This is a genomic window from Phycicoccus sp. Soil802, from assembly GCF_001429605.1.
Classification (GTDB): Bacteria; Actinomycetota; Actinomycetes; order Actinomycetales; family Dermatophilaceae; genus Pedococcus.
The window spans coordinates 131,808-152,031 of sequence record NZ_LMSS01000006.1; the positions used below are offsets into that span (position 1 = coordinate 131,808).

22 protein-coding genes are annotated in these 20,224 nt (G+C 72.6%); 2 read left to right on the plus strand and 20 right to left on the minus strand.

The window, feature by feature from the left end; all coding sequences use genetic code 11:
• Positions 1–10: 10 nt before the first annotated feature.
• From ASG91_RS14640 to infC, 9 genes are all read right to left on the minus strand, one after another.
• Positions 11–796 carry a trans-aconitate 2-methyltransferase gene (locus ASG91_RS14640; protein ID WP_056923383.1) on the minus strand — a complete coding sequence of 262 codons (786 nt, stop codon included), beginning with the start codon at positions 794–796 and terminating at the stop codon, positions 11–13.
• Positions 797–873: 77 nt separating this feature from the next.
• Positions 874–1,608, minus strand: a complete 735-nt coding sequence (locus ASG91_RS14645; RefSeq protein WP_056923384.1) for an SDR family NAD(P)-dependent oxidoreductase — start codon at positions 1,606–1,608, stop codon at positions 874–876.
• Positions 1,605–4,166, minus strand: coding sequence for a phenylalanine--tRNA ligase subunit beta (gene pheT, locus ASG91_RS14650; RefSeq protein ID WP_056923385.1), 2,562 nt, complete (start codon positions 4,164–4,166; stop codon positions 1,605–1,607). Before pheT ends, ASG91_RS14645 begins: the two co-directional genes overlap by 4 nt.
• Positions 4,166–5,272 (minus strand): phenylalanine--tRNA ligase subunit alpha, encoded by a 1,107-nt coding sequence (gene pheS, locus ASG91_RS14655; RefSeq protein ID WP_056923386.1) that lies wholly within the window; start codon positions 5,270–5,272, stop codon positions 4,166–4,168. Before pheS ends, pheT begins: the two co-directional genes overlap by 1 nt.
• Positions 5,273–5,618: 346 nt before the next feature.
• On the minus strand, positions 5,619–6,737 hold the full coding sequence (locus ASG91_RS14660; protein ID WP_056923387.1) for an ATP-binding protein: 1,119 nt from the start codon (positions 6,735–6,737) through the stop codon (positions 5,619–5,621).
• 10 nt (positions 6,738–6,747) lie between these two features.
• Positions 6,748–7,539 carry an RNA methyltransferase gene (locus ASG91_RS14665; RefSeq protein ID WP_235545721.1) on the minus strand — a complete coding sequence of 264 codons (792 nt, stop codon included), beginning with the start codon at positions 7,537–7,539 and terminating at the stop codon, positions 6,748–6,750.
• Positions 7,540–7,597: 58 nt separating this feature from the next.
• Positions 7,598–7,984: a 50S ribosomal protein L20 gene (gene rplT / locus ASG91_RS14670; protein ID WP_056923389.1), complete on the minus strand. Its 387-nt coding sequence runs from the start codon at positions 7,982–7,984 to the stop codon at positions 7,598–7,600.
• 80 nt (positions 7,985–8,064) lie between these two features.
• Positions 8,065–8,259: a 50S ribosomal protein L35 gene (rpmI, locus tag ASG91_RS14675; RefSeq protein WP_056923390.1), complete on the minus strand. Its 195-nt coding sequence runs from the start codon at positions 8,257–8,259 to the stop codon at positions 8,065–8,067.
• Positions 8,260–8,350: 91 nt separating this feature from the next.
• Positions 8,351–9,076, minus strand: a complete 726-nt coding sequence (gene infC / locus ASG91_RS14680; protein ID WP_235545660.1) for a translation initiation factor IF-3 — start codon at positions 9,074–9,076, stop codon at positions 8,351–8,353.
• A 383-nt stretch (positions 9,077–9,459) separates the two neighbouring features.
• On the opposite strand from infC, the gene ASG91_RS14685 reads away from it, so the two are divergent.
• Positions 9,460–9,768, plus strand: coding sequence for a DUF1844 domain-containing protein (locus tag ASG91_RS14685; protein WP_157582461.1), 309 nt, complete (start codon positions 9,460–9,462; stop codon positions 9,766–9,768).
• Between the two features lie 100 nt (positions 9,769–9,868).
• On the opposite strand, the gene ASG91_RS14690 is transcribed toward ASG91_RS14685, so the two are convergent.
• A complete protein-coding gene (locus ASG91_RS14690; RefSeq protein ID WP_056923393.1) occupies positions 9,869–10,963 on the minus strand; it encodes a hypothetical protein in 1,095 nt (364 codons plus the stop codon).
• Between the two features lie 90 nt (positions 10,964–11,053).
• Complete coding sequence (locus ASG91_RS14695; RefSeq protein ID WP_235545661.1) at positions 11,054–12,286, minus strand: MFS transporter; 1,233 nt, start codon at positions 12,284–12,286, stop codon at positions 11,054–11,056.
• A gap of 111 nt (positions 12,287–12,397) precedes the next feature.
• Between ASG91_RS14695 and ASG91_RS14700 the strand changes: the two genes are divergently transcribed.
• Positions 12,398–12,730 (plus strand): DUF952 domain-containing protein, encoded by a 333-nt coding sequence (locus ASG91_RS14700; RefSeq protein ID WP_056923394.1) that lies wholly within the window; start codon positions 12,398–12,400, stop codon positions 12,728–12,730.
• Positions 12,731–12,746: 16 nt separating this feature from the next.
• Here ASG91_RS14700 and ASG91_RS14705 read toward each other — a convergent pair whose 3' ends face one another.
• From ASG91_RS14705 to ASG91_RS14745, 9 genes are read right to left on the minus strand one after another with little or no spacing between them, the layout of a single operon-like run.
• Positions 12,747–13,490, minus strand: coding sequence for an SseB family protein (locus ASG91_RS14705; protein WP_056923395.1), 744 nt, complete (start codon positions 13,488–13,490; stop codon positions 12,747–12,749).
• Positions 13,487–14,221, minus strand: a complete 735-nt coding sequence (gene priA, locus ASG91_RS14710) for a bifunctional 1-(5-phosphoribosyl)-5-((5-phosphoribosylamino)methylideneamino)imidazole-4-carboxamide isomerase/phosphoribosylanthranilate isomerase PriA (RefSeq protein WP_056923396.1) — start codon at positions 14,219–14,221, stop codon at positions 13,487–13,489. The genes ASG91_RS14705 and priA overlap by 4 nt, the downstream gene beginning before the upstream one ends.
• Entirely contained in the window at positions 14,218–14,541 is a 324-nt protein-coding gene (locus tag ASG91_RS14715) for a hypothetical protein (protein WP_056923397.1), read from the minus strand. The genes priA and ASG91_RS14715 overlap by 4 nt, the downstream gene beginning before the upstream one ends.
• Positions 14,538–15,176 (minus strand): imidazole glycerol phosphate synthase subunit HisH, encoded by a 639-nt coding sequence (hisH, locus tag ASG91_RS14720; protein WP_056923398.1) that lies wholly within the window; start codon positions 15,174–15,176, stop codon positions 14,538–14,540. The genes ASG91_RS14715 and hisH overlap by 4 nt, the downstream gene beginning before the upstream one ends.
• Positions 15,173–15,799 (minus strand): hypothetical protein, encoded by a 627-nt coding sequence (locus ASG91_RS14725; RefSeq protein ID WP_157581868.1) that lies wholly within the window; start codon positions 15,797–15,799, stop codon positions 15,173–15,175. Before ASG91_RS14725 ends, hisH begins: the two co-directional genes overlap by 4 nt.
• Positions 15,796–16,437, minus strand: coding sequence for an imidazoleglycerol-phosphate dehydratase HisB (hisB, locus tag ASG91_RS14730; protein ID WP_235543654.1), 642 nt, complete (start codon positions 16,435–16,437; stop codon positions 15,796–15,798). The genes ASG91_RS14725 and hisB overlap by 4 nt, the downstream gene beginning before the upstream one ends.
• Positions 16,434–17,570, minus strand: coding sequence for a histidinol-phosphate transaminase (locus ASG91_RS14735; protein WP_056923400.1), 1,137 nt, complete (start codon positions 17,568–17,570; stop codon positions 16,434–16,436). The genes hisB and ASG91_RS14735 overlap by 4 nt, the downstream gene beginning before the upstream one ends.
• Positions 17,571–17,577: 7 nt before the next feature.
• Positions 17,578–18,924 (minus strand): histidinol dehydrogenase, encoded by a 1,347-nt coding sequence (hisD, locus tag ASG91_RS14740; RefSeq protein ID WP_056923401.1) that lies wholly within the window; start codon positions 18,922–18,924, stop codon positions 17,578–17,580.
• A gap of 9 nt (positions 18,925–18,933) precedes the next feature.
• On the minus strand, positions 18,934–20,223 hold the full coding sequence (locus ASG91_RS14745) for an MFS transporter (RefSeq protein WP_056923402.1): 1,290 nt from the start codon (positions 20,221–20,223) through the stop codon (positions 18,934–18,936).
• Position 20,224 lies beyond the last annotated feature (1 nt).

Sequence of the window (20,224 nt, forward strand, 5' to 3'; positions counted from 1 at the left end):
CCACGGCGGGCTAGGGCTCGATGCGTCGCGCCAGCCAGCGCCGGCCCCGCCGCACGAAGGTCGGGCTGCCCGAGGCCGTGACGACCCGGTCCCCCGTCCGGACGAACCGCGCCATCTTCTGTCCGGCCGGGTGGCCCCAGTCGCCGAGGTAGTGGTACTCCCACGGCCCGAACCTCGCGGCCCACGCGAGGTCGTCCGAGTAGTGCCAGAAGACGTTCTTCTCGTTGAAGAACGGCTTGCCCTTCTTGGAGGGGATGACCAGGTCGATGGGGGTCGACGCCGGGCGCATGAAGAAGGTGGCATAGAAGGAGCCGCCCTCGCGCATCGCCGGCGCGAGGCGGTGCAGGCACAGCCGGATGTGGTTGAGGGACACGTGGGTGAACACCGACTGGGCGATGGCGTAGTCGAACCGCACCCCGAAGTCGACGTCGAACCGGTCGTTGGCGCGCAGGTTGGCCACCGGCAGCCGGGCGCGCTGGTCGGCACTGAGCTCCACGTCGTAGCCGGCCTGGATCAGGCTGTGGTTCGCCTCGACGGCGAAGTAGTGGCCGGGGTCGAGGTAGTCGATGAAGTGCCGGCCTGCGCGGAACGGGCCGCAGCCGATGTCGACCAGGCGGTGCTGCGGCAGCAGGCCCTGGCTGCGCAGGTAGGTCAGCTGGCGCTCGCCGTGGGTGCCCCAGATGCCGCCGATGAAGGCCCGGTGCGCACCCGCCTCGATCTCCTCGGGCGTGAACTCACGCCCCGAGTAGTCCGGCTGCTCGCCAGCGGTCTCCACGCGGTGCTCGATGGTGTTCACGGCGCCTCCTCGTCCGCCGCCACCCTAGTGGCGAGGAGACCTTCCGGGAGGCCCAACGCCAACCGAGCACGGCAGGATCAGGTCAGCGGGTCGTCGTCGCCCCAGCGCAGGAGGCCGAGCGTGCGATCGGACTCGGCCAGGCCCTGGGCCGCTCGCGCCTTCAAGGACTCCAGGGTGTCGATCCCGGCCCGGACCATCCGGCCGTTCCAGTCGTCGAGCTCGCCGCGGGCGATGGCCAGCAGCAGGTCGGCCACCACGGCGGGCTCGGTCCACTCGGTGCGGTCGCGGTGCGCGTCCATCGCCTGGGTCATGTCGGTGCGCACCACCCCCGGTGCGAGGTCGAAGGCGCGGACCCCGCGGTCGGCGTTGAGGCCCGTGGCGGCGGTCAGCCTGGCCAGTGCCCCCTTGCCCACGTTGTAGGCCGTCGCGATGTCGTAGTTGCGGTAGGCCGCGCCGGAGTTGATGTTGACGATCCGCCCCGCACCGGCAGCCACCATGTGCGGCAGCACGGCGCGCGTCATGAGGTAAGGACCGCGGAGGTTGACCTCGATCGTCTCCCACCACTGCTCGGGGTCGCTGTCCAGCAGCCCGACCTCGCGGTCGATCACCCCGGCGTTGTTGACCAACAGGTCGACCCGACCGTGGCGACCGATGATCTCCCCCACCCAGCGCTCGACCGCCACCGGGTCGGTGACGGGGGCGACGGCGCGCGAACCCCGCTCGACGGCATACCCGGCGTCCTCGAGGGCCGCGGCGAGGTGGTGACCGATGCCCCTGGAGGCACCCGTCACGACCGCAACCGGATCGGTCACCGCTGGCTCGCGCCGGTGCGGGTCGCGGCTTCCGCGACGGCGCGGTCACGCAAGGCACTCACCTCGTCGGTGGTGAGGGTCCGGTCGGCGGCCCGGAAGGTGAGGCGGTAGGCGAGCGACTTGCGGCCCTCCCCCACCTGCTCACCGCGGTAGACGTCGAACAGCACCACGGACTCGAGGCTCTCGCCGGCTCCGGCGCGCAGCGCGCTCTCCACGTCGCCCGCCGCGACCTGCTCGTCGACGACGAGGGCCACGTCGGTGTGGGCCAGCGGGTAGGTCGACAGGGCCCGCGCGTCGAGCGGGACACCGGTGGCGGCCACGAGGACGTCGACGTCGAGCTCGCCCGCGACGGTGCGGGGCGGCAGCTCGAGCGCGCTGGTCACCTTGGGGTGCAGCTCGCCGGCGTGGCCGACCACCGTCCCGTCGGCCAGAGCCAGCTGGGCGCACCGACCGGGGTGCCAGGGCGCCCGGTCGGTCGCACTGACCACCAGCTCGAGCCCGACCGAGCGACCCACGGCCAGGGCCCACGCGACGGCGTCGGCGGCCTCGGCCTGCCGACCGGGCCCCCACGGACCGCCGCGCTCCAGCTCACCAGCAGCCGCGTATGCCGCGTGGCGCGGCTGCGCAGGCACGGCCCCGAGGATGGCGGCCAGGGTGGCGTCGTCCGGTCGGGCTTCGATGCCGGGCACGGGAGCGCTGGTGCGTGCGCTGCTGGCCCGGGTGACCAGACCGATCTCGTAGACCGCGACGTCGCGCGACCCGCGCGCCACGTTGCGACGCAAGGTGTCGAGCAGGGTGTCGAGCACCGACGTCCGCATCAGTGGCGCCTCGTCGGAGAGCGGGTTGACCAGCCGCACCGCGGCGCGACGCTCGTCGTCGGCCGGCAACGCGAGCCGGTCGAAGAGCGAGGGCGCGACGAACGGGTAGCTCAGCACCTCCACGAGGCCCTGGTGGGCCAGCGTCGTGGCGACGACCCGGCGGATCCGCTGGCCGTGGGTCAGCCCGCGCCCGGCCGCCTTGGGCTGCGGGAGCACCGACGGGATCTGGTCGTAGCCGCGCACCCGCGCGACCTCCTCGACCAGCTCGGGGCCGTCGGTCAGGTCAGGTCGCCACGAGGGCGGCAGCACGGCGACGTGGGTGTCCCCGGCTCCGTCCCCGGCGGGCTCCACGACCTCGCACCCGATGGCGCGCAGGGTCGTGAGGACCTCGGCCCGCGGGTAGTCCAGCCCGATGTAGCGGGTGGGCAGGGTCGTGTCGAATTCGAACGGCTCGGCCGCGACCCTCAGGTCGACGTCCGTGACGCCCTCGTCGGCGGTGCCGCCACCGTGGCCGACCAGCAGGTCCACCGCGAGCTGCGCCGCGGCGGCCGTCACGGCGTGGTCGACCCCGCGCTCGAACCGCTTGGACGCCTCGGTGGTGAGGCGGTGGCGACGCGACGAGCGGGCCACCGTGATCGGGTCGAAGTGGGCCGCCTCGATCAGGACGTTGGTCGTCGTGCCGGTGACCTCCGAGGTCGCACCGCCCATCACGCCGGCGATGGCGAGGGGGGTGTCGGCGCCGTCGACGATCAGCAGGTCCTCGGGGTCGAGGAGCCGCTCGACGTCGTCGAGGGTCGTGAGCTTCTCCCCCGCCCGCGCCCTCCGGGTCCCGACCGACCCGGACAGGGTGTCGAGGTCGAACGCGTGCAGTGGCTGGCCGAGCAGCATCATCACGTAGTTGGTGACGTCGACGGCCAGCGAGATCGGGCGCATGCCCACCTGGGTCAGCCGCTTCCGCATCCAGGCCGGGCTGGCGGCCGTGACGTCGACACCCCGGACCACCCTCGCCACGTAGCGGTCGCACCCGGCCCGCCCACCCAGGGGGGCGTCGTCGGTGAGGTGCACGGCATACCCGTGGTCGTTGGCCTGGGGGACGACGAGGTCGGGGGCCTCGGCCGGGTCGTGGAAGGCCGCCCCCGTTGACAGCGCGTACTCGCGCGCGATGCCGCGCAACGAGAAGCAGTAGCCGCGGTCGGGCGTGACGTTGACCTCGACGACCTCGTCGGCGAGGTCGAGCAGCGCGATGGCGTCGTCACCCGGCTTCAGGTCTGCGGCGGCGTCCGCACCGAGCAGCTCGGTCAGCACGATGATCCCCGAGTGGTCGTCACCCAGGCCGAGCTCGGCCTGGCTGCAGATCATGCCGTTGGAGACGTGCCCGTAGGTCTTGCGCGCGGAGATCTGGAAGCCCCCGGGCAGCACCCCACCGGGCAGGACGCAGACGACGAGGTCGCCCACGCCGAAGTTGTGCGCGCCGCAGACGATCTCCTGCGGCTTGCCCTCGGTGAGCCGCTGGCCGTGCTCGCCGACGTCGACGGTGCACCAGTTGATGGTCTTGCCGTTCTTCTGCGGTTCGGGCTCGACGGACAGGACCCGCCCGACGACGAGGGGTCCGGAGATGTCGCCACCGTGCAGCCCCTCTTCCTCGAGGCCGACCCGCACGAGGGCGGCGGCGATGTCCTCACCGGTGGCGTCCGCGGGGACGTCGGCGAGCTCGCGCAGCCAGGACACGGGCGCGTGCATCAGATCTCCATTCCGAACTGCTGGGAGAAACGGACGTCTCCCTCGACGATGTCGTGCATGTCCCCGACGTTGTGGCGCAGCATGAGCGAGCGCTCGATGCCCAGGCCGAACGCGAAACCGGTGTAGCGGTCGGTGTCGACGCCGGCCGCGCGCAGCACCCGCTGGTTGACCATGCCGGAGCCGCCCAGCTCGATCCAGCCGGTGCCACCGCAGGTGCGGCACTTCTCGCCGTCGAGCGAGCCCGAGCCGCCACAGATCCAGCACCGGCAGTCGATCTCGGCGCTGGGCTCGGTGAAGGGGAAGTAGTTGGGCCGCAGGCGGGTCACGATGCCCTCACCGAACAGCCGCTGGACGAAGGCGTCGAGCGTGCCCTTGAGGTGGGCCATCGTGATGCCCTCGTCGACGACCAGGCCCTCGAACTGGTGGAACACCGGCGTGTGCGTGGCGTCGAGGTCGTCGGTGCGGAACACCTTGCCCGGGCACAGCACGTAGATCGGCGGCTCGCGGTCGAGCATGGTGCGGACCTGCACCGGGGAGGTGTGGGTGCGCAGGACCAGCCCGGAGCCGGCCGGCTCGACGAAGAAGGTGTCCTGCTCCTGGCGGGCCGGGTGGTCGGCCGGGATGTTCAGGGCGTCGAAGGTCAGCCACTCCGACTCGACCTCGGGGCCCTCGGCGATCTCCCAGCCCATCGAGACGAAGATGTCCTCGACCCGCTCGGAGACCAGGCTGATCGGGTGCCGGGCACCCAGCGGCCGTCGCGGGACGCGCACCGTGAGGTCGACGGTCTCCTCGACGAGGATGCGCCGGTCGCGGTCGGCCTCGAGCTCGGCCTGGCGGGCGGCCAGCGCCTGGGACACCTGCCCCCGGGCCTGGCCCACGCGCTTGCCGGCCTCAGCCTTGGCGCTCGGCGGAAGGGCACCGATCTCGCGGTTGGCCAGCGCGAGCGGGCTCTTCTCCCCCTGGTGCGCCAGGCGGGCGGCCTTGAGCTCGTCGAGGGTGCCCGCCGCCGCGATCGCCTGCCGGGCGTCCGCCACGGCCTGCTCGACCTCGGCCGGGTCGAGTGCAGCCACCTCGACGGGGTCGTACTGCTTGTTGGGTCCTGACATCTCTTCCACTCTGCTCGTCAGCTCGTCGGCTCGGCACACTGGCGGTGCCGCAGGCGGGCCCACCGAAGGCGGTGCGCCGAAAGTCTATGGGCCGCACGGATGCGGCCCGGGGTCCGGGTTCAGCCTTCGGGGCGAGTGCTGGGTGCAGGAGGTATGCCGCGTGGGCGGCGTGGTGACGCACGCAGAGGCGTCGCCGGGTGTGCCCTCAGTGCAGCGGTGCGACCGCGCCCGAAGGCACGGTAAATCGCTCCAGCTCGCTGCTCACGTCGCCAGCCTGACCCGGCCCACCGGGGCGGCGCAACCCGGTTTCACCGGATGGGCGGCTCGGGCGAGGCAGCCGGGCCGCTCAGGCCAGGTAGTCGGGCGGCTCGGACGGCAGGCTGATCCGGAACTGCGCGCCACCGGCGTGTCCGTCCTCGACCTGGACCCGTCCGCCGTGCGCCTCGACGAGTCCCTTGACGACGTAGAGCCCGAGCCCGGTGCTGCCGCGCCCGGAGCCGTGCCAGAACCGGCTGAACACCAGGTGGCGGTGGTCGGAGGCGATGCCCTTGCCCTGGTCGGCGACCAGCAGGTCGACGCCCGCGGCGTGGTGACCCCTGGCCTCGAGCGCGGCCTGCCCGTCGTCGGAGGAGCGCTGGGCCGCGAGGGTCACGACTCCCTCGCCGTGGCGGAAGGCGTTCTCGATGAGGTTCGACAGGATCTGGTCGAGCCGGTCCGGGTCGGCCCACACCTCGGGCAGCTCGTCGGAGACCTCGATCGCGAAGCGGTCTCGGTCGAGGCCACTGGCCACCGCCCGCTCGACGTGCCGGCGGAAGACGGCGGAGACGTCGATCGGCAGGGGGCGGATCTGGAGGCGGCCGGAGTCGATCCGCGACACGTCGAGCAGCTCGGTGATCAACCGGGTGACGCGGTCGGCGTCGGCCTCGATGGTCTCGAGCATCAGCCGCTTCTGGTCGTCGCTGAAGCGGTCCCACCGGCGCAGCAGCGTGGACGAAAAACCCTTGACCGAGGTGAGCGGCGAACGCAGCTCGTGGGCGACCGTCGAGATGACGGCAGCGTTCTCGGCCTCGGCGCGGCGGCGGTACAACGCGTCACGCATGAGGATGTTGACCCGGTTCACGGGCTGGTTGCGCCCGGGTCGCAGGTACTTGGCGGTCACCAGCACTTCCCGACCGTTGTGCCGGAGCATGAGGAGCTTCTCGCGGTGCCCGGTGCGGATCCGCAGCCCACCCCACGGGTCGGTGACGGCCCACCACGACGTGCCGTCGCTGTCCTGCAGGTCGACCGCCTCGCGGATGTCTGCGCCGACGAGCTCCTCCCGCGGACGACCGAGGATGCGGGTGGCGCGGGTGTTGAGGAACAGGATCCGGCCGTCGCCGTCCGCGGCGACCAGGCCGTCGGGGATCAGCTCGGCGGCAGTGCCTGCGGACTCGTTGTCCATCAGCATGCCGGGCTGGAAGTCCATGCCGCCGACCTTAACGGTTGTGTGCTGCTGCAGACGCGTAGAGGCACACCGTGGCGGCCATGGCGAGGTTGAGCGACTCGGCCTTGCCGTAGATCGGGACGCGGACGACCTCGTCGCACAGGTCGCGCACCTCGGGCGCCAGACCCCAGGCCTCGTTGCCCATCACCCACGCGTGGGGCGGGGTCAGGTCGACCTGCGGCAACAGGACGTCTCCGGCTCCGTCGGCCGCGAGGACCCTGATCCCGGCGGCCCGGAGCCGACCCACGGTCTCCTCGATCGGCAGCCCGGTGACCAGCGGCAGGTGGAACAACGAGCCCGCCGTGGACCGCACCACCTTGGGCGAGTGCACGTCGACCGACGCGTCGCTCACCAGCACCGCGTCGGCGCCCGCGGCGTCGGCACCGCGGATGACCGTGCCCGCGTTGCCCGGGTCGCGCACGTTGGTGAGCAGCACCAGCAGGCGGGGCCCGGACGCGAGCACCTCGTCGAGGGTCGCGGTCGTCGTGGTGCAGACCGCTGCGAGCCCTTGCGGGGTGGGCGTGTCGCACATGGCGGCGAGCACCTCGTCACTGACCTCGTGCAGGTAGCGCCCGGCCTCGGTCGCCGCCTCGACGATGTCGGCGTGGCGGGTCCGGGCCTGCGCCGTGAGGTAGAGGTCGACCACCTGCTCCGGGTGGTGGACCACGGCCTCGCGCACGGACTGCGGCCCCTCCGCGAGGAACCGTCCGGTGCGCAGACGCACTGAGCGCCGGGACAGTGCCTTGACCGACTTCACGCGCTCGGCCCCTGGGTTGGTCATCACAGGTGGCTCGCGGTGGGTCGGCGGGGGCATGTCCCGGCGCTCGGAGGTGCTTGGTCGATCAGGCCGACGCGGCCGCGGTCTCCGTGGTCGCCGGCACGTTCGCGCGGGCGATCTCGACGAGGGCGGTGAAGGCGACCTCGTCGCTGACGGCGAGCTCGGCCAGCATGCGACGGTCGACCTCGATCTCCGCGGCCTTGAGGCCCTGGATGAACCGGTTGTAGGTCATGCCGTTCGCGCGGGCGCCGGCGTTGATGCGCTGGATCCAGAGGCGACGGAAGTCACCCTTGCGGGCGCGACGGTCACGGTAGGCGTACCCGAGGGAGTGGGTGACCTGCTCCTTGGCCTTCCGGTAGAGCCGCGAACGCTGCCCGCGGTAACCGCTGGCGCGCTCGAGGACGACCCGGCGCTTCTTCTGGGCGTTGACCGCCCGCTTCACGCGTGCCACGTGAGTTCTCCTTGCTGTGTAGGTCTAGCGTCCGGAACTGCTGTGCTGAGCCCGGCTGTGCTGGTGGGGGTGGGCTCGGCTCAGCGGCCGAGAAGCTTCTTGACCTTCTTGGCGTCCGGCTTGGACACCTCGACGTCGTTCGCGATCGAGCGGGTGTACTTCGAGGACTTGTGCTCGAGGTAGTGGCGGCCGTTGGTCTGCTCGCGCATGACCTTGCCCGTGCCGGTGATCTTGAACCGCTTCTTGGCACCGGAGTGCGTCTTCATCTTCGGCATGGCTGCCGATCTCCTTGCTGTCGATGCGCTCGCCTCGTGAGGCGACCGACTGTTCGGTGGTTCGTGCGTCGTTCGGTCGTGCAGGTCGTGCTCAGGCCTGGTCGGCCGTGGCCTCCGCTGCCGCAGGGGCTGCGTCAGGGGTGGTCTGCTCGGGGCTGGTCTGCTCGGGGCTCTGCTCCGGGGCCTGCTCAGCGTCCTGCTCGGGGGCGGCGGACTGCTCCCCACCGCTGGCCGGCTCGTGCGAGGTCCGGGCGCGGCGCTGCTCTGCCATCGCCTCGGACTTCTTCTTGGTCGGGGCCAGCACCATGATCATGTTGCGGCCGTCCTGCTTGGGGGCCGACTCCACGGTGCCCAGCTCCAGCACGTCCTCCGCGAGGCGCTGCAGGAGGCGGAACCCGAGCTCGGGGCGCGACTGCTCGCGTCCGCGGAACATGATCGTCACCTTGACCTTGTCGCCACCCTTGAGGAACCGCTCGACGTGGCCCTTCTTGGTGCCGTAGTCGTGCGGGTCGATCTTCGGGCGGAGCTTGATCTCCTTGATGACCGTGTTGACCTGGTTCTTGCGCGCTTCGCGTGCCTTGAGTGCCGCTTCGTACTTGAACTTGCCGAAGTCCATGAGCTTGGCGACCGGAGGCTTGGCCATCGGGGCGACCTCGACGAGGTCGAGGTCAGCCTCGGCAGCCAGACGCAGTGCGTCTTCGACGCGCACGATGCCGACCTGTTCTCCGTTGGGGCCAACCAACCGCACTTCGGGTACCCGAATGCGGTCGTTGATGCGAGGTTCGCTGATGTTGGTGCTCCTCTGTTGGAAGTTCACTGCCGTGAAGGTGCTGCTGTTGATGTCACGAGGGCGGCCGCTGCAACGAAGAAAGGCTCCCCGTCGCCGTTGCGCGGGAAGCCTCACCTGTCCGTCACTCGCCCCCGAGGGGAGGTATGCCGCGTGGCTCGCGCCCGCGGCATACGCCTCGGTGACTCCGTGGACCCGGCAACCTTGCGGTTGACGCGGGTGGAAGCAGGTGCTGCTTCACTTGCACACCGGGCCCGCTGCTGGGCCACCCTCTCAGGTCACCCGACGATGGACACGGCCGGTCGATCTGAAAGGCTACCAGCGTGAGCACCGAATCTCCCAATCCCGCCGCTGCCGACCACGACGGCGAAGCCGCAGGTCACGAGCAGGCGACCGAGCGGGCCACGCGGGACATCGCGGAGGTGCCGGCGGTGGAGGTCATCACCACCGCCGCGATCCACCTGATGAGCGCCGCGGCGGTCAAGTGCGGGCTCGCCGAGGGGCCCGATGCGGCCGAGCACCTCGACCTCGACGAGGCACGGCGGCTGATCTCGGCGCTGGCGGGGCTGGTGACGGCCAGCGCCCCCGACCTGGGCAGCCAGCACGCCGCTCCCCTGCGCGACGGGCTGAAGTCCTTGCAGCTGGCGTTCCGGGAGGCCTCGGTCATCCAGGACCCGCCCGGCCAGGGCCCCGGCGAGAAGCTCACCGGCTCCGTCGTCTGACCGGCGTCACCCAGCTCTCGGCATCGCCAGGGCCCCGGCGAGAAGCTCACCGGCTCGGTCGTCTGACCCTGCGTCGCCGTCGTCGCCGTCGTCACCGAATTCAGTCCAGGTCGCGCACCGTCGTCGTCGACCGGGGGCCACGGCCGTCGGCGTACTGCGCCGCGCCCGACTCGTAGGTCTGGACCAGCTGGTTGCCGTGCAGCGCGATGCCCTCGGCCATCGTCGACGGGATCTCGATCGACTCCCGCTCCCCCGTGGCCCGGTCGATCCGGGTGAGGGTGCTGTGCTCCGCGTCGCGTCCCTCGGACTGCGAGACGTAGACGTAGTCGTCGTTGACCGCGATGCCCTGCATCTCCTGCTCCCCACCCATCACCGAGCTCGGGATGGCCGAGACGCTGCCGTCCGCGCCCACGTCGTAGGTGTAGATCCGGTCGCTCCCGTGCCCGTTGAACTGCGCGGTCCACAGCTGGCCGTCGTGGTAGGTCACGGTGCTGTAGCCGTCGACCGGGAAGCTGTCGTGGACCGGCGCCGTGCTGCCGTTGTCGGCCGCGCTCAGCTCGGACAGTGAGTAGAGCTGGACCTGCCCGGCTCCGGACACCCACACGTGGTCACCGTGCACGGCCACCCCGCCGTAGTGGTCGATCCCGGCGAGCCGGACGGTGTTGAGGACCTCACCGGTGGCGGCGTCCTGGATGACGAGCAGCCCGTCGGCGGTGTCGTGGGCGTTGTAGAGCGTGGTGAGGAGGAGGCCGCCGCCGGCGTCGATGGCCAGGCCCTGTGGGGTCCACGGGGAGTCGGCCCCGAACAGCGCCCACAGGAGGTCCTGGGGTCGCACCGGCAGGTCGGGGTCGAGGGGGATGTCGGGGCCGTCCTGCTCGGTGGTCTGGTCGAGCGGCACCGACGGACCGTCCCCGTGCCCGTCCGAGACGGCACTCGCCTCGACCTGGGCCTGCAGCTCGGCGAAGAGCTCGGCCGAGAGCTGGCGGACCCCGGCGGCGGCCGACTCGACGTCGTGGACCATCGCTCCGGACCGGCGCACGAAGGCCGCCGCGTCGGGGCCGGTCCACACCGGTCGCAGGGTGGCGACGGCCTTCTGGACGTCGGCGGTCGCCTCGTCCAACCACCGCGCGTGCGTCCTGAGGCGCGCGGCGATGTCACGCACGCGGTCCTCGCGCATGCCCTTCCGGTCGTCCACGCTGCCCCCAGTCGGCCGTTGCCTGTGTCGCCGCAGGCTATCCGCAGGACCGCCGTCCCGACATGGGCAGCACTCCCCGCCCGGGGTTGCTCAGGCGTCGGCGGTGGCGCGCAGGCGGTGCGCGGCCCGACGCTCGGTCGCCCGCCCCGACGTGGCCAGCGCGCCCACCAGGGCGACCAGGAGCCCCACGGCGGCGACGAGCAGGAACCCGGCCTGCCAGCCCTGGTGGTCGATCGCGAAGCCGGCGAGCGGCGCGCCCAGCGCCATGCCGCCGGTCATGAACGAGCCGTGCCAGCCCATCGCCTCGCCGCGGGCGGCGCCCGGCACGACCCGGCTGACCTGGTCGACGGTGGCCGTGATGGTGGGGGCGCAGAAGAGGCCGGCCACGAAGGACAGCGCCGCCAGCGACCCGACTCCGAGCGCCAGGGCCATGGGTGCACTGACCAGCGCCAGCCCACCGAGCAGCCAGAAGGCAGACACCGACTTGTGCAGCCCGCCGTAGACCAGCCCGCCCAGCAGCGAGCCGAACCCCCAGACGGCCAGGACCCACCCGATCGACGGCTGGGCGTCGAAGTCGCGCAGGGCCGCGACGATCGCGATGTCGGTCCCCCCGAGGACGAGGGTGGTCGCCGCTGCGGCGAGGCAGATGACGAGGAAGCGGGCCTTGAACCACTGCGAGCGCACGACTCGCGGCACCTCGACACTGACCCCCTCGTCGTCCACCGCGGCCTCGGCCTCGTCGTGCAGCACCGGGTTGGCGAACCACAGGAGCACCCCGGCCAGCACGCCCAGCATCTCGATGGCGAACAGGACCCACTGGGTGGGCCACACGGTCGCGGCCCAGACCCCGGCAGCCGGTCCGACCATGAAGGACAGCTCGACCGCGACGGAGTCGAGTGAGATCGCGGTGCGCCGGTCGTCCTCGTCGACGGCGGCGATGACGGCCTGGCGGATGATCGAGAACGACGGGATCACGAACAGCCCCGCCAGCGCGGCGAGCGCGAGCAGCCACCAGTACGAGACGAACGGGGCGATCGACCAGCAGACCGCCGCCACGACGATCGAGGGCACGACCACCCGGCGCAGGCCCCGCCGGTCGAGCAGCTTGCCGCGCCACGGACCGCTCACCGCGATGGCGATGGTCGCCGCGGCCGACACCAGCCCGGCCGCGGCATAGGGCCGACCGAGGTGGCTGACGACGTGGAGGGTCAGCACCACCCCACCGGCGAAGATCGGCATGCGCACCAGGAAGCCCAGCACCAGCGCCTGCCGCAGCGCGGCACTGGCGAGGACGCGACGGTAGCGGGCGTTGGCGAGCAGCACCCCCCTACTCTCGCACCAGCCACCGACACCGGCCAAACGACTTTTGCTCCTGTCAGTGGACACCGTGGTCAGGTCACGGTGCTCCTGTCAGCCGCGCGGTAGTTTCGCCGCGTGACGATCTACCACCTGGCCGAGCCCACGCACTGGGAGGACGCCGTCGCCACCGGCTCCTACGCGCAGTCCACCCGCGGTCGGACGATGCAGGAGGAGGGCTTCATCCACTGCTCGTCGGACCAGCAGTGGCCGGTGGTGCGCCGGGCCTACTACGGCGACCTCGCCGGCCCGTTGCTGCTGCTCGAGATCGACGAGGCCCGGCTCACCGAGCCTCCCGTCGTCGAGGTCGGCAACCCGCAGACCGGGGAGACCTTCCCGCACCTGTATGCCGCCCTGCCGGTCGATGCCGTCGTGCGCGTCACCGAGCTGCCGCCGCCCCATGGCGACTGAGCCCCGCGGGCCGGCGTCAGGAGATCGCGAAGGCCAGTCCGTCGATCCGGGCCCGGATCTCGCCGTCGGTCGCCAGCCGCTCGCCCACCGCGGTGGCGACGGCCTGGACCGCGGCCGCGTCCAGACCGGGCCGCAGGGTCAGCGAGATCCGCAGGACCCCTTCGCCCGGGGCGCCGGGGCCGACCTCGTGTGACAGCACCGCGTCCTGCTCACGCACGGCCGTGGCCACCGAGCGCCGGACCACCTCGTCCTCGTGCGCCGGCAACCACTCGCGCTGCTGGGCCAAGGCCCAGACCATGCTCGGTCGCAGGGCGACCGTGGCCGGTCCGGCGACGTCGACGACGATGACGTCGCACCGCTCGCTGACCGCGGCCTGACCCGCGCGCGCCGCGGTGACCGGCACCGGCCTGGCCCGGGGGTCCCACGCCGCGATGGCGGCCATCGAGGAGAAGACGGGCAGGGCGCGGGTGCCATCCGGTGCCACGAGGGTCACGGCGGCCAGGTCGGTCTGCTTCTCCACGGTGAGGCCCCCGGTGGAGTGCTCACCGGAGGTGTCGACCGAGACCGGCTCGGCCACGATCGGCACGAGCAGCCGGGCGGCGCCGAGCGCGGCCATCAGGCCGACCTCGTCGCCGGGGTCGCCGAGCGCGCCGGCCAACGCGGGGTCGGCCGCACCGGTGTCGTCGTCGAAGCCGGTGCTGCTGAGCTCCCGGCCCCCGAACGGGGTGCCGGCCGAGTCGCGCGGACCGCTCTGGCTCACGGCCGGCCCGCCACGTCGAGCGCGTCGGGGAGGGTGAACGCGCCGCGGTAGAGCGCGGACCCGACGATCGCCCCTTCGACACCCTCCGGCACCAACCCGCGGATCGCCTCGATGTCGTCGAGCGTCGACACTCCCCCGGACGCCACGACCGGTCGGTCGGTCCGGGCACACACGTCGCGGAGCAGGTCGAGGTTCGGGCCCTTGAGCATGCCGTCCTTGTTGACGTCGGTGACGACGTAGCGGGCGCAGCCCTCCCGGTCCAGCCGGTCGAGGGTCTCCCACAGGTCTCCGCCGTCCTTGGTCCACCCACGGGCGGCGAGGGTGGTACCCCGCACGTCGAGCCCGACCGCGACGCGGTCACCGTGCTCGGCGATGGCACGGGCAGTCCACTCCGGGTCCTCGAGCGCCGCCGTGCCGAGGTTGACCCGGCGGCACCCGGTGGCCAGCGCGGCGTCGAGGGATGCGGCGTCCCGGATCCCGCCGCTCATCTCCACCCGGATGTCGAGCCGGCCCACGATGTCGGCGAGCAGCTCCCGGTTGGAGCCCCGGCCGAAGGCCGCGTCCAGGTCGACGAGGTGCAGCCACTCCGCGCCCTGCTCCTGCCACGCGAGCGCGGCCTCCCACGGGTCGCCGAACTCACCCCCGCTGCCCGCCACCCCCTGGACCAGCTGGACGGCGCGACCGCCCTGGACGTCGACGGCGGGCAGGAGCTCGAGCCGGGGGGCGCTCATGGGGTGTCCTCGGTGGATGGGGTGGGTGGGGTGGATGAGGTCGGGGGCTCGGTCGCGTCGTGGCGGCGGCCCTGCAGGTAGAGGTAGCCGCCGACGAGCAGCAGGGCGAGCAGCACCAGGCCGATCCGCACCGGCCAGGACGCGTCGAGCAGCAAGGTGACCACGAGGGTCCCGAGGGCGGCGCCGACCGTCGTCGCGACCTTCGGCCGGGTGCGCCGCGTCGTGGTCGTGGTGCGACGCCGTCGGGTCGAGCTCGTGGCCCTCCGTGTCGTCGCCTTGCGGGTCGTCGACTTCCTGGTGGACTTCCTGGGGGCACTCACAGCGATCGCACCCAGTTCTCGAGGAGGGACAGGCCGGCATCCCCGGACTTCTCGGGGTGGAACTGCGTCGCGCACAGCGGGCCGTTCTCGACCGCCGCGACGAAGCGGCCGCCATGGTCGGCCCAGGTGACCTTGGGTGCGACGGCGGCGAAGGCGCCGGTGGGCTCCTCCAGCGTCCAGGCCTGCACGGCATACGAGTGCACGAAGTAGAAGCGCTCGGACTCGACGCCCGCGAAGAGGGTGGAGCCGGCGGCGACGTCGACGTCGGACCAGCCCATGTGGGGCACCACCTCCGCCTTCAGGCGGGACACCGACCCCGGCCACTCCCCCAGCCCCTCCTGGGGGGAGCCGCTCGGCTCGTCGGAGCCGTCGAAGAGCACCTGCATGCCGACGCAGACGCCGAGCACCGGTCGGCCCCCCGAGAGCCGCAGGTCGATCACGGCGGGACCGTCGGCGGCGCGCAGTCCGGCCATGCAGGCGTGGAAGTTGCCGACCCCGGGCACGAACAGCCCGTCGGCCGCGAGCGCGGTCGACCGGTCGCCGGTCAGCTCGACGTCGGCGCCGACGTGCTCGAGCGCGCGGACCGCGGACCTGACGTTGCCACTGCCGTAGTCGAAGACGACCACCCGGCTCATGAGTTCTCCTCCAGCTCGGAACGATGACGGGCCTGTTCGGCCATCCGGGCGTCGAACCGGGCCACCGACTGGGCGGTCGGGGCCACCACCTGGCCACGCAGCCCGACCTTGGGCCCGACCAGGTCGGAGCCCGGGAGACCCAGCACGGAGAGCAGGTCGGTGAGGACCACGTCGGCCCGCCCGTCGCGGCTTCCCACGATGTCGGTCACCGCGCGAGGATCACCCTTGCGGCCGGCCGCAGCCAGCAGGTCCGCGGGTCGGGCCAGCTCGAGGCCGGGCGCCCGGACCAGCCCGGCGCCGGGCTCCCAGACCAGCCACCGGACCCCGGTGCGCCAGCCGGGACCCTGGACGGTCACGACGGCACGTCCGTCGATCGTGAAGAAACCCAGGGCGCTGCGCAGGCGACGGGGCACGGGTCGCGCCGCGAGCACCGTGACGGCGTCGTCGTAGGGCGGCTCGGCGCGCGACGACGACTCGGTCGGCACCACGGCGGTCCACGACCCGAGCGGGATGACCTGGCAGGCCACCAACCCTCGGCGCACCCACGTCGACACCGGCCCGGTCTCGCCGCTCACCAGGAGCAGTCCGCGCGCTTCCTGCGCGGGCTGCCACGGCGCGCTCACGTGGAGAGGCTGCCCTTCGCGCTGGGTATGCCGCTGACCCGGGGGTCGCGCGCGACGGCGGCGCGCAGGGCCCGCGCCACCGCCTTGAACTGGGCCTCGACGATGTGGTGGGGGTCGCGCCCGGACAGCACCCGCACGTGCAGCGCGATCCCGGCCCGGCCGGCGAAGGACTCCCAGACGTGGCGGGTCAAGGAGCCGACGTAGGAGCCGCCGATCACGACGTAGGCCTGGCCCTCGGGCTCGCCCGTGTGCACGACGTAGGGGCGACCGGCGACGTCGACGACCGCCTGCACCAGGGCCTCGTCGAGCGGGACGGTCGCGTCGCCGAAGCGGGAGATGCCGCGCTTGTCGCCCAGCGCCTCGCGCAGGGCGTCGCCGAGCACGATGGCGACGTCCTCGACCGTGTGGTGGGCGTCGACGTGCACGTCGCCGCTGGCCTTGACCCGGAGGTCGATGAGCGAGTGCTTGGCGAGCGACGCGAGCATGTGGTCGTAGAAGGGGACACCGGTGGAGATGTCGGACTGCCCCGTGCCGTCGAGGTTGAGCTCCAGCTCGACGCTGGACTCGGACGTGGAGCGGCTCAGCGAGACGGTGCGGTCACCGGCCACGCTGTCGAAGGTTCCGTTGTCCTGCGTCACGGGGCGCTCCTGTCCTGCTCAGGTCGGGCGACCTGCGCCATGGCGGCGAGGAACGCACCGGTCTCGGCCGGGGTCCCGGCCGTGACACGAAGATAGTGGGGGATCCCCACGTCGCGGACCAGTACTCCCCGGTCCAGCAGCGCCCGCCAGGTCTGCGCGGCGTCGTCGAGACCGCCGAACAGGACGAAGTTGGCGTCACTGGCGACCGGGTCGAGCCCGAGCCGGGCGAGCTCTGCGACGATCCGGTCGCGCTGCTCCTTGATGACCTCGACGGTCGCGAGCATCTCGGGCGCGTGACGCAGCGCGGCCAGCGCGATCGCCTGGGTGGGGGCGGACAGGTGGTAGGGCAGCCGCACGAGTCGGAGGGCGTCGACCAGGGCAGGGTCGGCGGCGAGGTAGCCGAGCCGCCCTCCCGCGAACGCGAACGCCTTGCTCATCGTCCGCGTGACGACGAGCCTGGGACGGCCCTCGAGCAGGGTCAGGGCACTCGGCGTGCCGGGGCGGGCGAACTCCTCGTAGGCCTCGTCGACGACGACGACGGCACGCTCCGCCGCGGCATACACGGCCTCGACGACCTCGAGCCCCAGGGCAGTGCCGGTGGGGTTGTTCGGTGAGCAGAGGAAGACGACGTGGGGGTCGTGGGCGCGGACCTGGGCGACCGCGGACTCGACGGTCAGGTCGAAGGGCGTGCCACCCGCTCCGCGCAGCCCGTTGACCCACGTGCTGCCGACCGAGCCGCTGATGATCGGGTGCATCGAGTAGGCGGGGGTGAAGCCCAGGGCCGTGCGACCGGGGCCGCCGAAGGCGAGCACCACGTGTTGCAGCACCTCGTTGGAGCCGTTGCCGGCCCAGACCTGCGCCGGGTCGACGGAGGTGCCAGACGACGACAGGTATGCCGCGAGGGCAGTCCGCAGCTCGGTGAACTCACGGTCGGGGTAGCGATTCAGGTCGGCCGCCACCGCGGCGACTGCAGCGGTGATCTCGGCCACGACGGACGGCGGGACGGGGTAGGAGTTCTCGTTGGTGTTGAGTCGGACGGGCACGTCGAGCTGCGGTGCGCCGTAAGGCTTTTCACCGCGAAGGTCGTCACGGAGCAGCGCGGTGATGCCACCGTCGTCGGGGGTCTGGGTCATGGTCGGGTCAGCCCTGCCCGAACCGGACCTGGACCGCCTCGCCGTGGGCCGGGAGGTCCTCGGCCTGCGCCAGGGTGACCACGTGGTGGGCCACCTCCTCCAGCGCCGCCCGGGAGTAGGTGACGACGTGCACGCCACGCAGGAACGACTGCACCGACAGCCCGCTGCTGTGGCACGCGCAGCCGCCGGTGGGCAGCACGTGGTTGGACCCCGCGACGTAGTCGCCCAGGCTGACCGGCGAGTGTGGTCCGACGAAGATCGCGCCGGCGTTGCGGACCCGCTCGCTGACGGCGGCGGCGTCGGCCACCTGCAGCTCGAGGTGCTCGGCGGCGTAGGCGTTGACCACCGCGAGGCCGGCCTCGAGGTCGTCGACCAGCACGACGCCCGACTGCGGGCCGGTGAGCGCCTCGCGGACCCGCTCGGAGTGCTTGGTGTTCGCCACCCGGTCCTCGAGGTCGGCGCGCACGGCGTCGGCGAGCGCCACCGAGTCGGTGACGAGCACCGAGGCGGCCTGCGGGTCGTGCTCGGCCTGGGACACCAGGTCGGCCGAGACGTGGGCGGGCACCGCCGTGTCGTCGGCGAGGATCGCGATCTCGGTCGGTCCGGCCTCGGAGTCGATGCCGATGACGCCCTTGAGGTAGCGCTTGGCCGCGGCCACGTAGATGTTGCCCGGTCCGGTGACGAGGCTGACCGGCTCGCAGAGCACGGCGGCACCGCTCGCACCGGACTCGTCCTCGAACCCGAAGGCGAAGGCCGCGACCGCCTGGGCGCCGCCCACGGCATACACCTCGTCGACGCCCAGCAACGCGCAGGCGGCGAGGACGGTCGGGTGGGGGTAGCCGGTGAAGACCCCGGAGTTGTCGCGCTGCGGCGGGCTGGCCACGGCCAGCGAGCCGACGCCGGCGATCTGGGCCGGCACGACGTTCATGACGACGCTGGAGGGGTACACCGCGCGACCGCCCGGGACATAGAGACCGACCCGGTCGACCGGCACCCAGCGTTCGCTGACCTCCCCACCCGGCACGACGGTGGTGGTCGTGGTGGTGCGTCGCTGGTCCTCGTGCACGAGGCGCACGCGCCGGATCGCCTCGTCGAGCGCGGCGCGGACCTGCGGGTCGAGCTCCGCGAGGGCGGCCTGCAGCACCTCGGTGGGCACCCGCAGGGCGGTCGGGCGGACGCCGTCGAACCGCTCCCCCAGCTCGTAGAGGGCCTGGGCGCCTCGGTGACGGACGTCCTCACAGATCGGCCGGACCGTCTCGACCGCCGCGGCGACGTCGAACTCGGCGCGGGGCAGCAAGTGGCGCAGCTCGCGGACGCCCAGCTCCCGTCCGCGCAGGTCGATCGTGGAGAGCATGCGGCAAGTCTAGGTGGGGCGCGTGGGGCGTCCCGGTGCGGTCTCAGCCCCCGGTCTCGCGCTCCCTGGCAGCACGTCCAGGGGCCACTTGGCGGCCAGCAGGACGAGGACGCCCAAGGTCACGACGGCGCAGATGCCAACGGTGGCGGCAGGGGTGGTCCGCTCGCAGATCCAGCCCGCGACGACGAAGCCCGCCCCGGTCACGACCACCGACAGGACGCCGGCCAGCCCGAGGACCCCGCCGCGCCCGGCCGTGGGGGCGAGTCGGGTGAAGGCGGACTGCAGCGGCTGGAGGTGGCACTGGAGGGCACCGCAGCCGAACCACGCGAGCCAGACCACCGGCAGTGGTGGTTCGAGGATCGTGACGAGGAGCGGCAGCGGGGTCAGCAGCGCGAGGCGGAGCACGAGCGAGGCCTGGCGCTCCGCCGGCAGCCGCCCGATGAGCAGCAGGCCAACCACCGCGCCGAGGATCGGCGCGGCCATCAGCAGGCCTCCCCAGGTCGACGACGTGTCCTGCTGCGCGGCATACGGCAGGGCCACGGCCGCCGGCGCGGCGATGGCCAGGGCGTTCGCCACCAACAGCCCCAGCACGGCGGTCAGGGCCCGGCTGCCGCGGACCTGGTGCCAGCCACGGCGGAGGTCGGCGAGCCGGCTGGGCAGCGGGGCTGCGCCGGGCCCGAGCGTGGGCTGGGGAGGCTTCACCGTGATCAGGACCACCGCACCCACGACGAACGTCAGCAGGTCGAGCACGAGGGCCTTGGTGCCACCGATCAGGCTCATGGCGGCTCCACCGACGGCCAGCCCGATGGCCTGGTTCACCTGCACCGCAAGGGTGCTCAGCCCGACGGCGCGGGTGTGGAGGCGCCGGTCGGGGACGATGGCGGTGAGCAGCAGCCGGCTGCCGGGGACCGCGAGGCCCGCGACGAACCCGATCAGGGCCACCAGCGTCAGGACCAGCAGGACGGACCGGGTGGTGGCGACCACGACCATGAGGACACCGACCAGCAGCGCTGCGATCAGGTGACTGCCGATGAGGCAGGCGCGGGGGGTCACCCGGCCCCGGATCGGCGCGAGCAGCGTCCTTCCCAGCGGGCTGGCCACCAGCGCGACCGCGAACGTCGCGGCCGTGGCCAGCGCCGATCCGGTCCAGCTGAACACCACTGCCGCGGCAGTGATGCGAGCGATGTGGTCGCCCCACGTCGACAGCATCGCCGCCGCGAGGACCGGGCGGGCGAGCGGGGCGCGGAGCACCTCGGCGAACGAGGCCACGGTGACCGTGTTGTCCGTCCCGCTGGCCATG

Coding starts and splice junctions, on each gene's coding strand:
- pheT (WP_056923385.1), bottom strand. CDS start 4,166: ATGCACGCGCCCGTGTCCTGGCTGCGCGAGCTCGCCGACGTCCCCGCG.
- pheS (WP_056923386.1), bottom strand. CDS start 5,272: ATGTCAGGACCCAACAAGCAGTACGACCCCGTCGAGGTGGCTGCACTC.
- ASG91_RS14660 (WP_056923387.1), bottom strand. CDS start 6,737: ATGGACTTCCAGCCCGGCATGCTGATGGACAACGAGTCCGCAGGCACT.
- rpmI (WP_056923390.1), bottom strand. CDS start 8,259: ATGCCGAAGATGAAGACGCACTCCGGTGCCAAGAAGCGGTTCAAGATC.
- priA (WP_056923396.1), bottom strand. CDS start 14,221: ATGAGCGCCCCCCGGCTCGAGCTCCTGCCCGCCGTCGACGTCCAGGGC.
- hisH (WP_056923398.1), bottom strand. CDS start 15,176: ATGAGCCGGGTGGTCGTCTTCGACTACGGCAGTGGCAACGTCAGGTCC.
- ASG91_RS14735 (WP_056923400.1), bottom strand. CDS start 17,570: ATGACCCAGACCCCCGACGACGGTGGCATCACCGCGCTGCTCCGTGAC.
- hisD (WP_056923401.1), bottom strand. CDS start 18,924: ATGCTCTCCACGATCGACCTGCGCGGACGGGAGCTGGGCGTCCGCGAG.
- ASG91_RS14745 (WP_056923402.1), bottom strand. CDS start 20,223: ATGGCCAGCGGGACGGACAACACGGTCACCGTGGCCTCGTTCGCCGAG.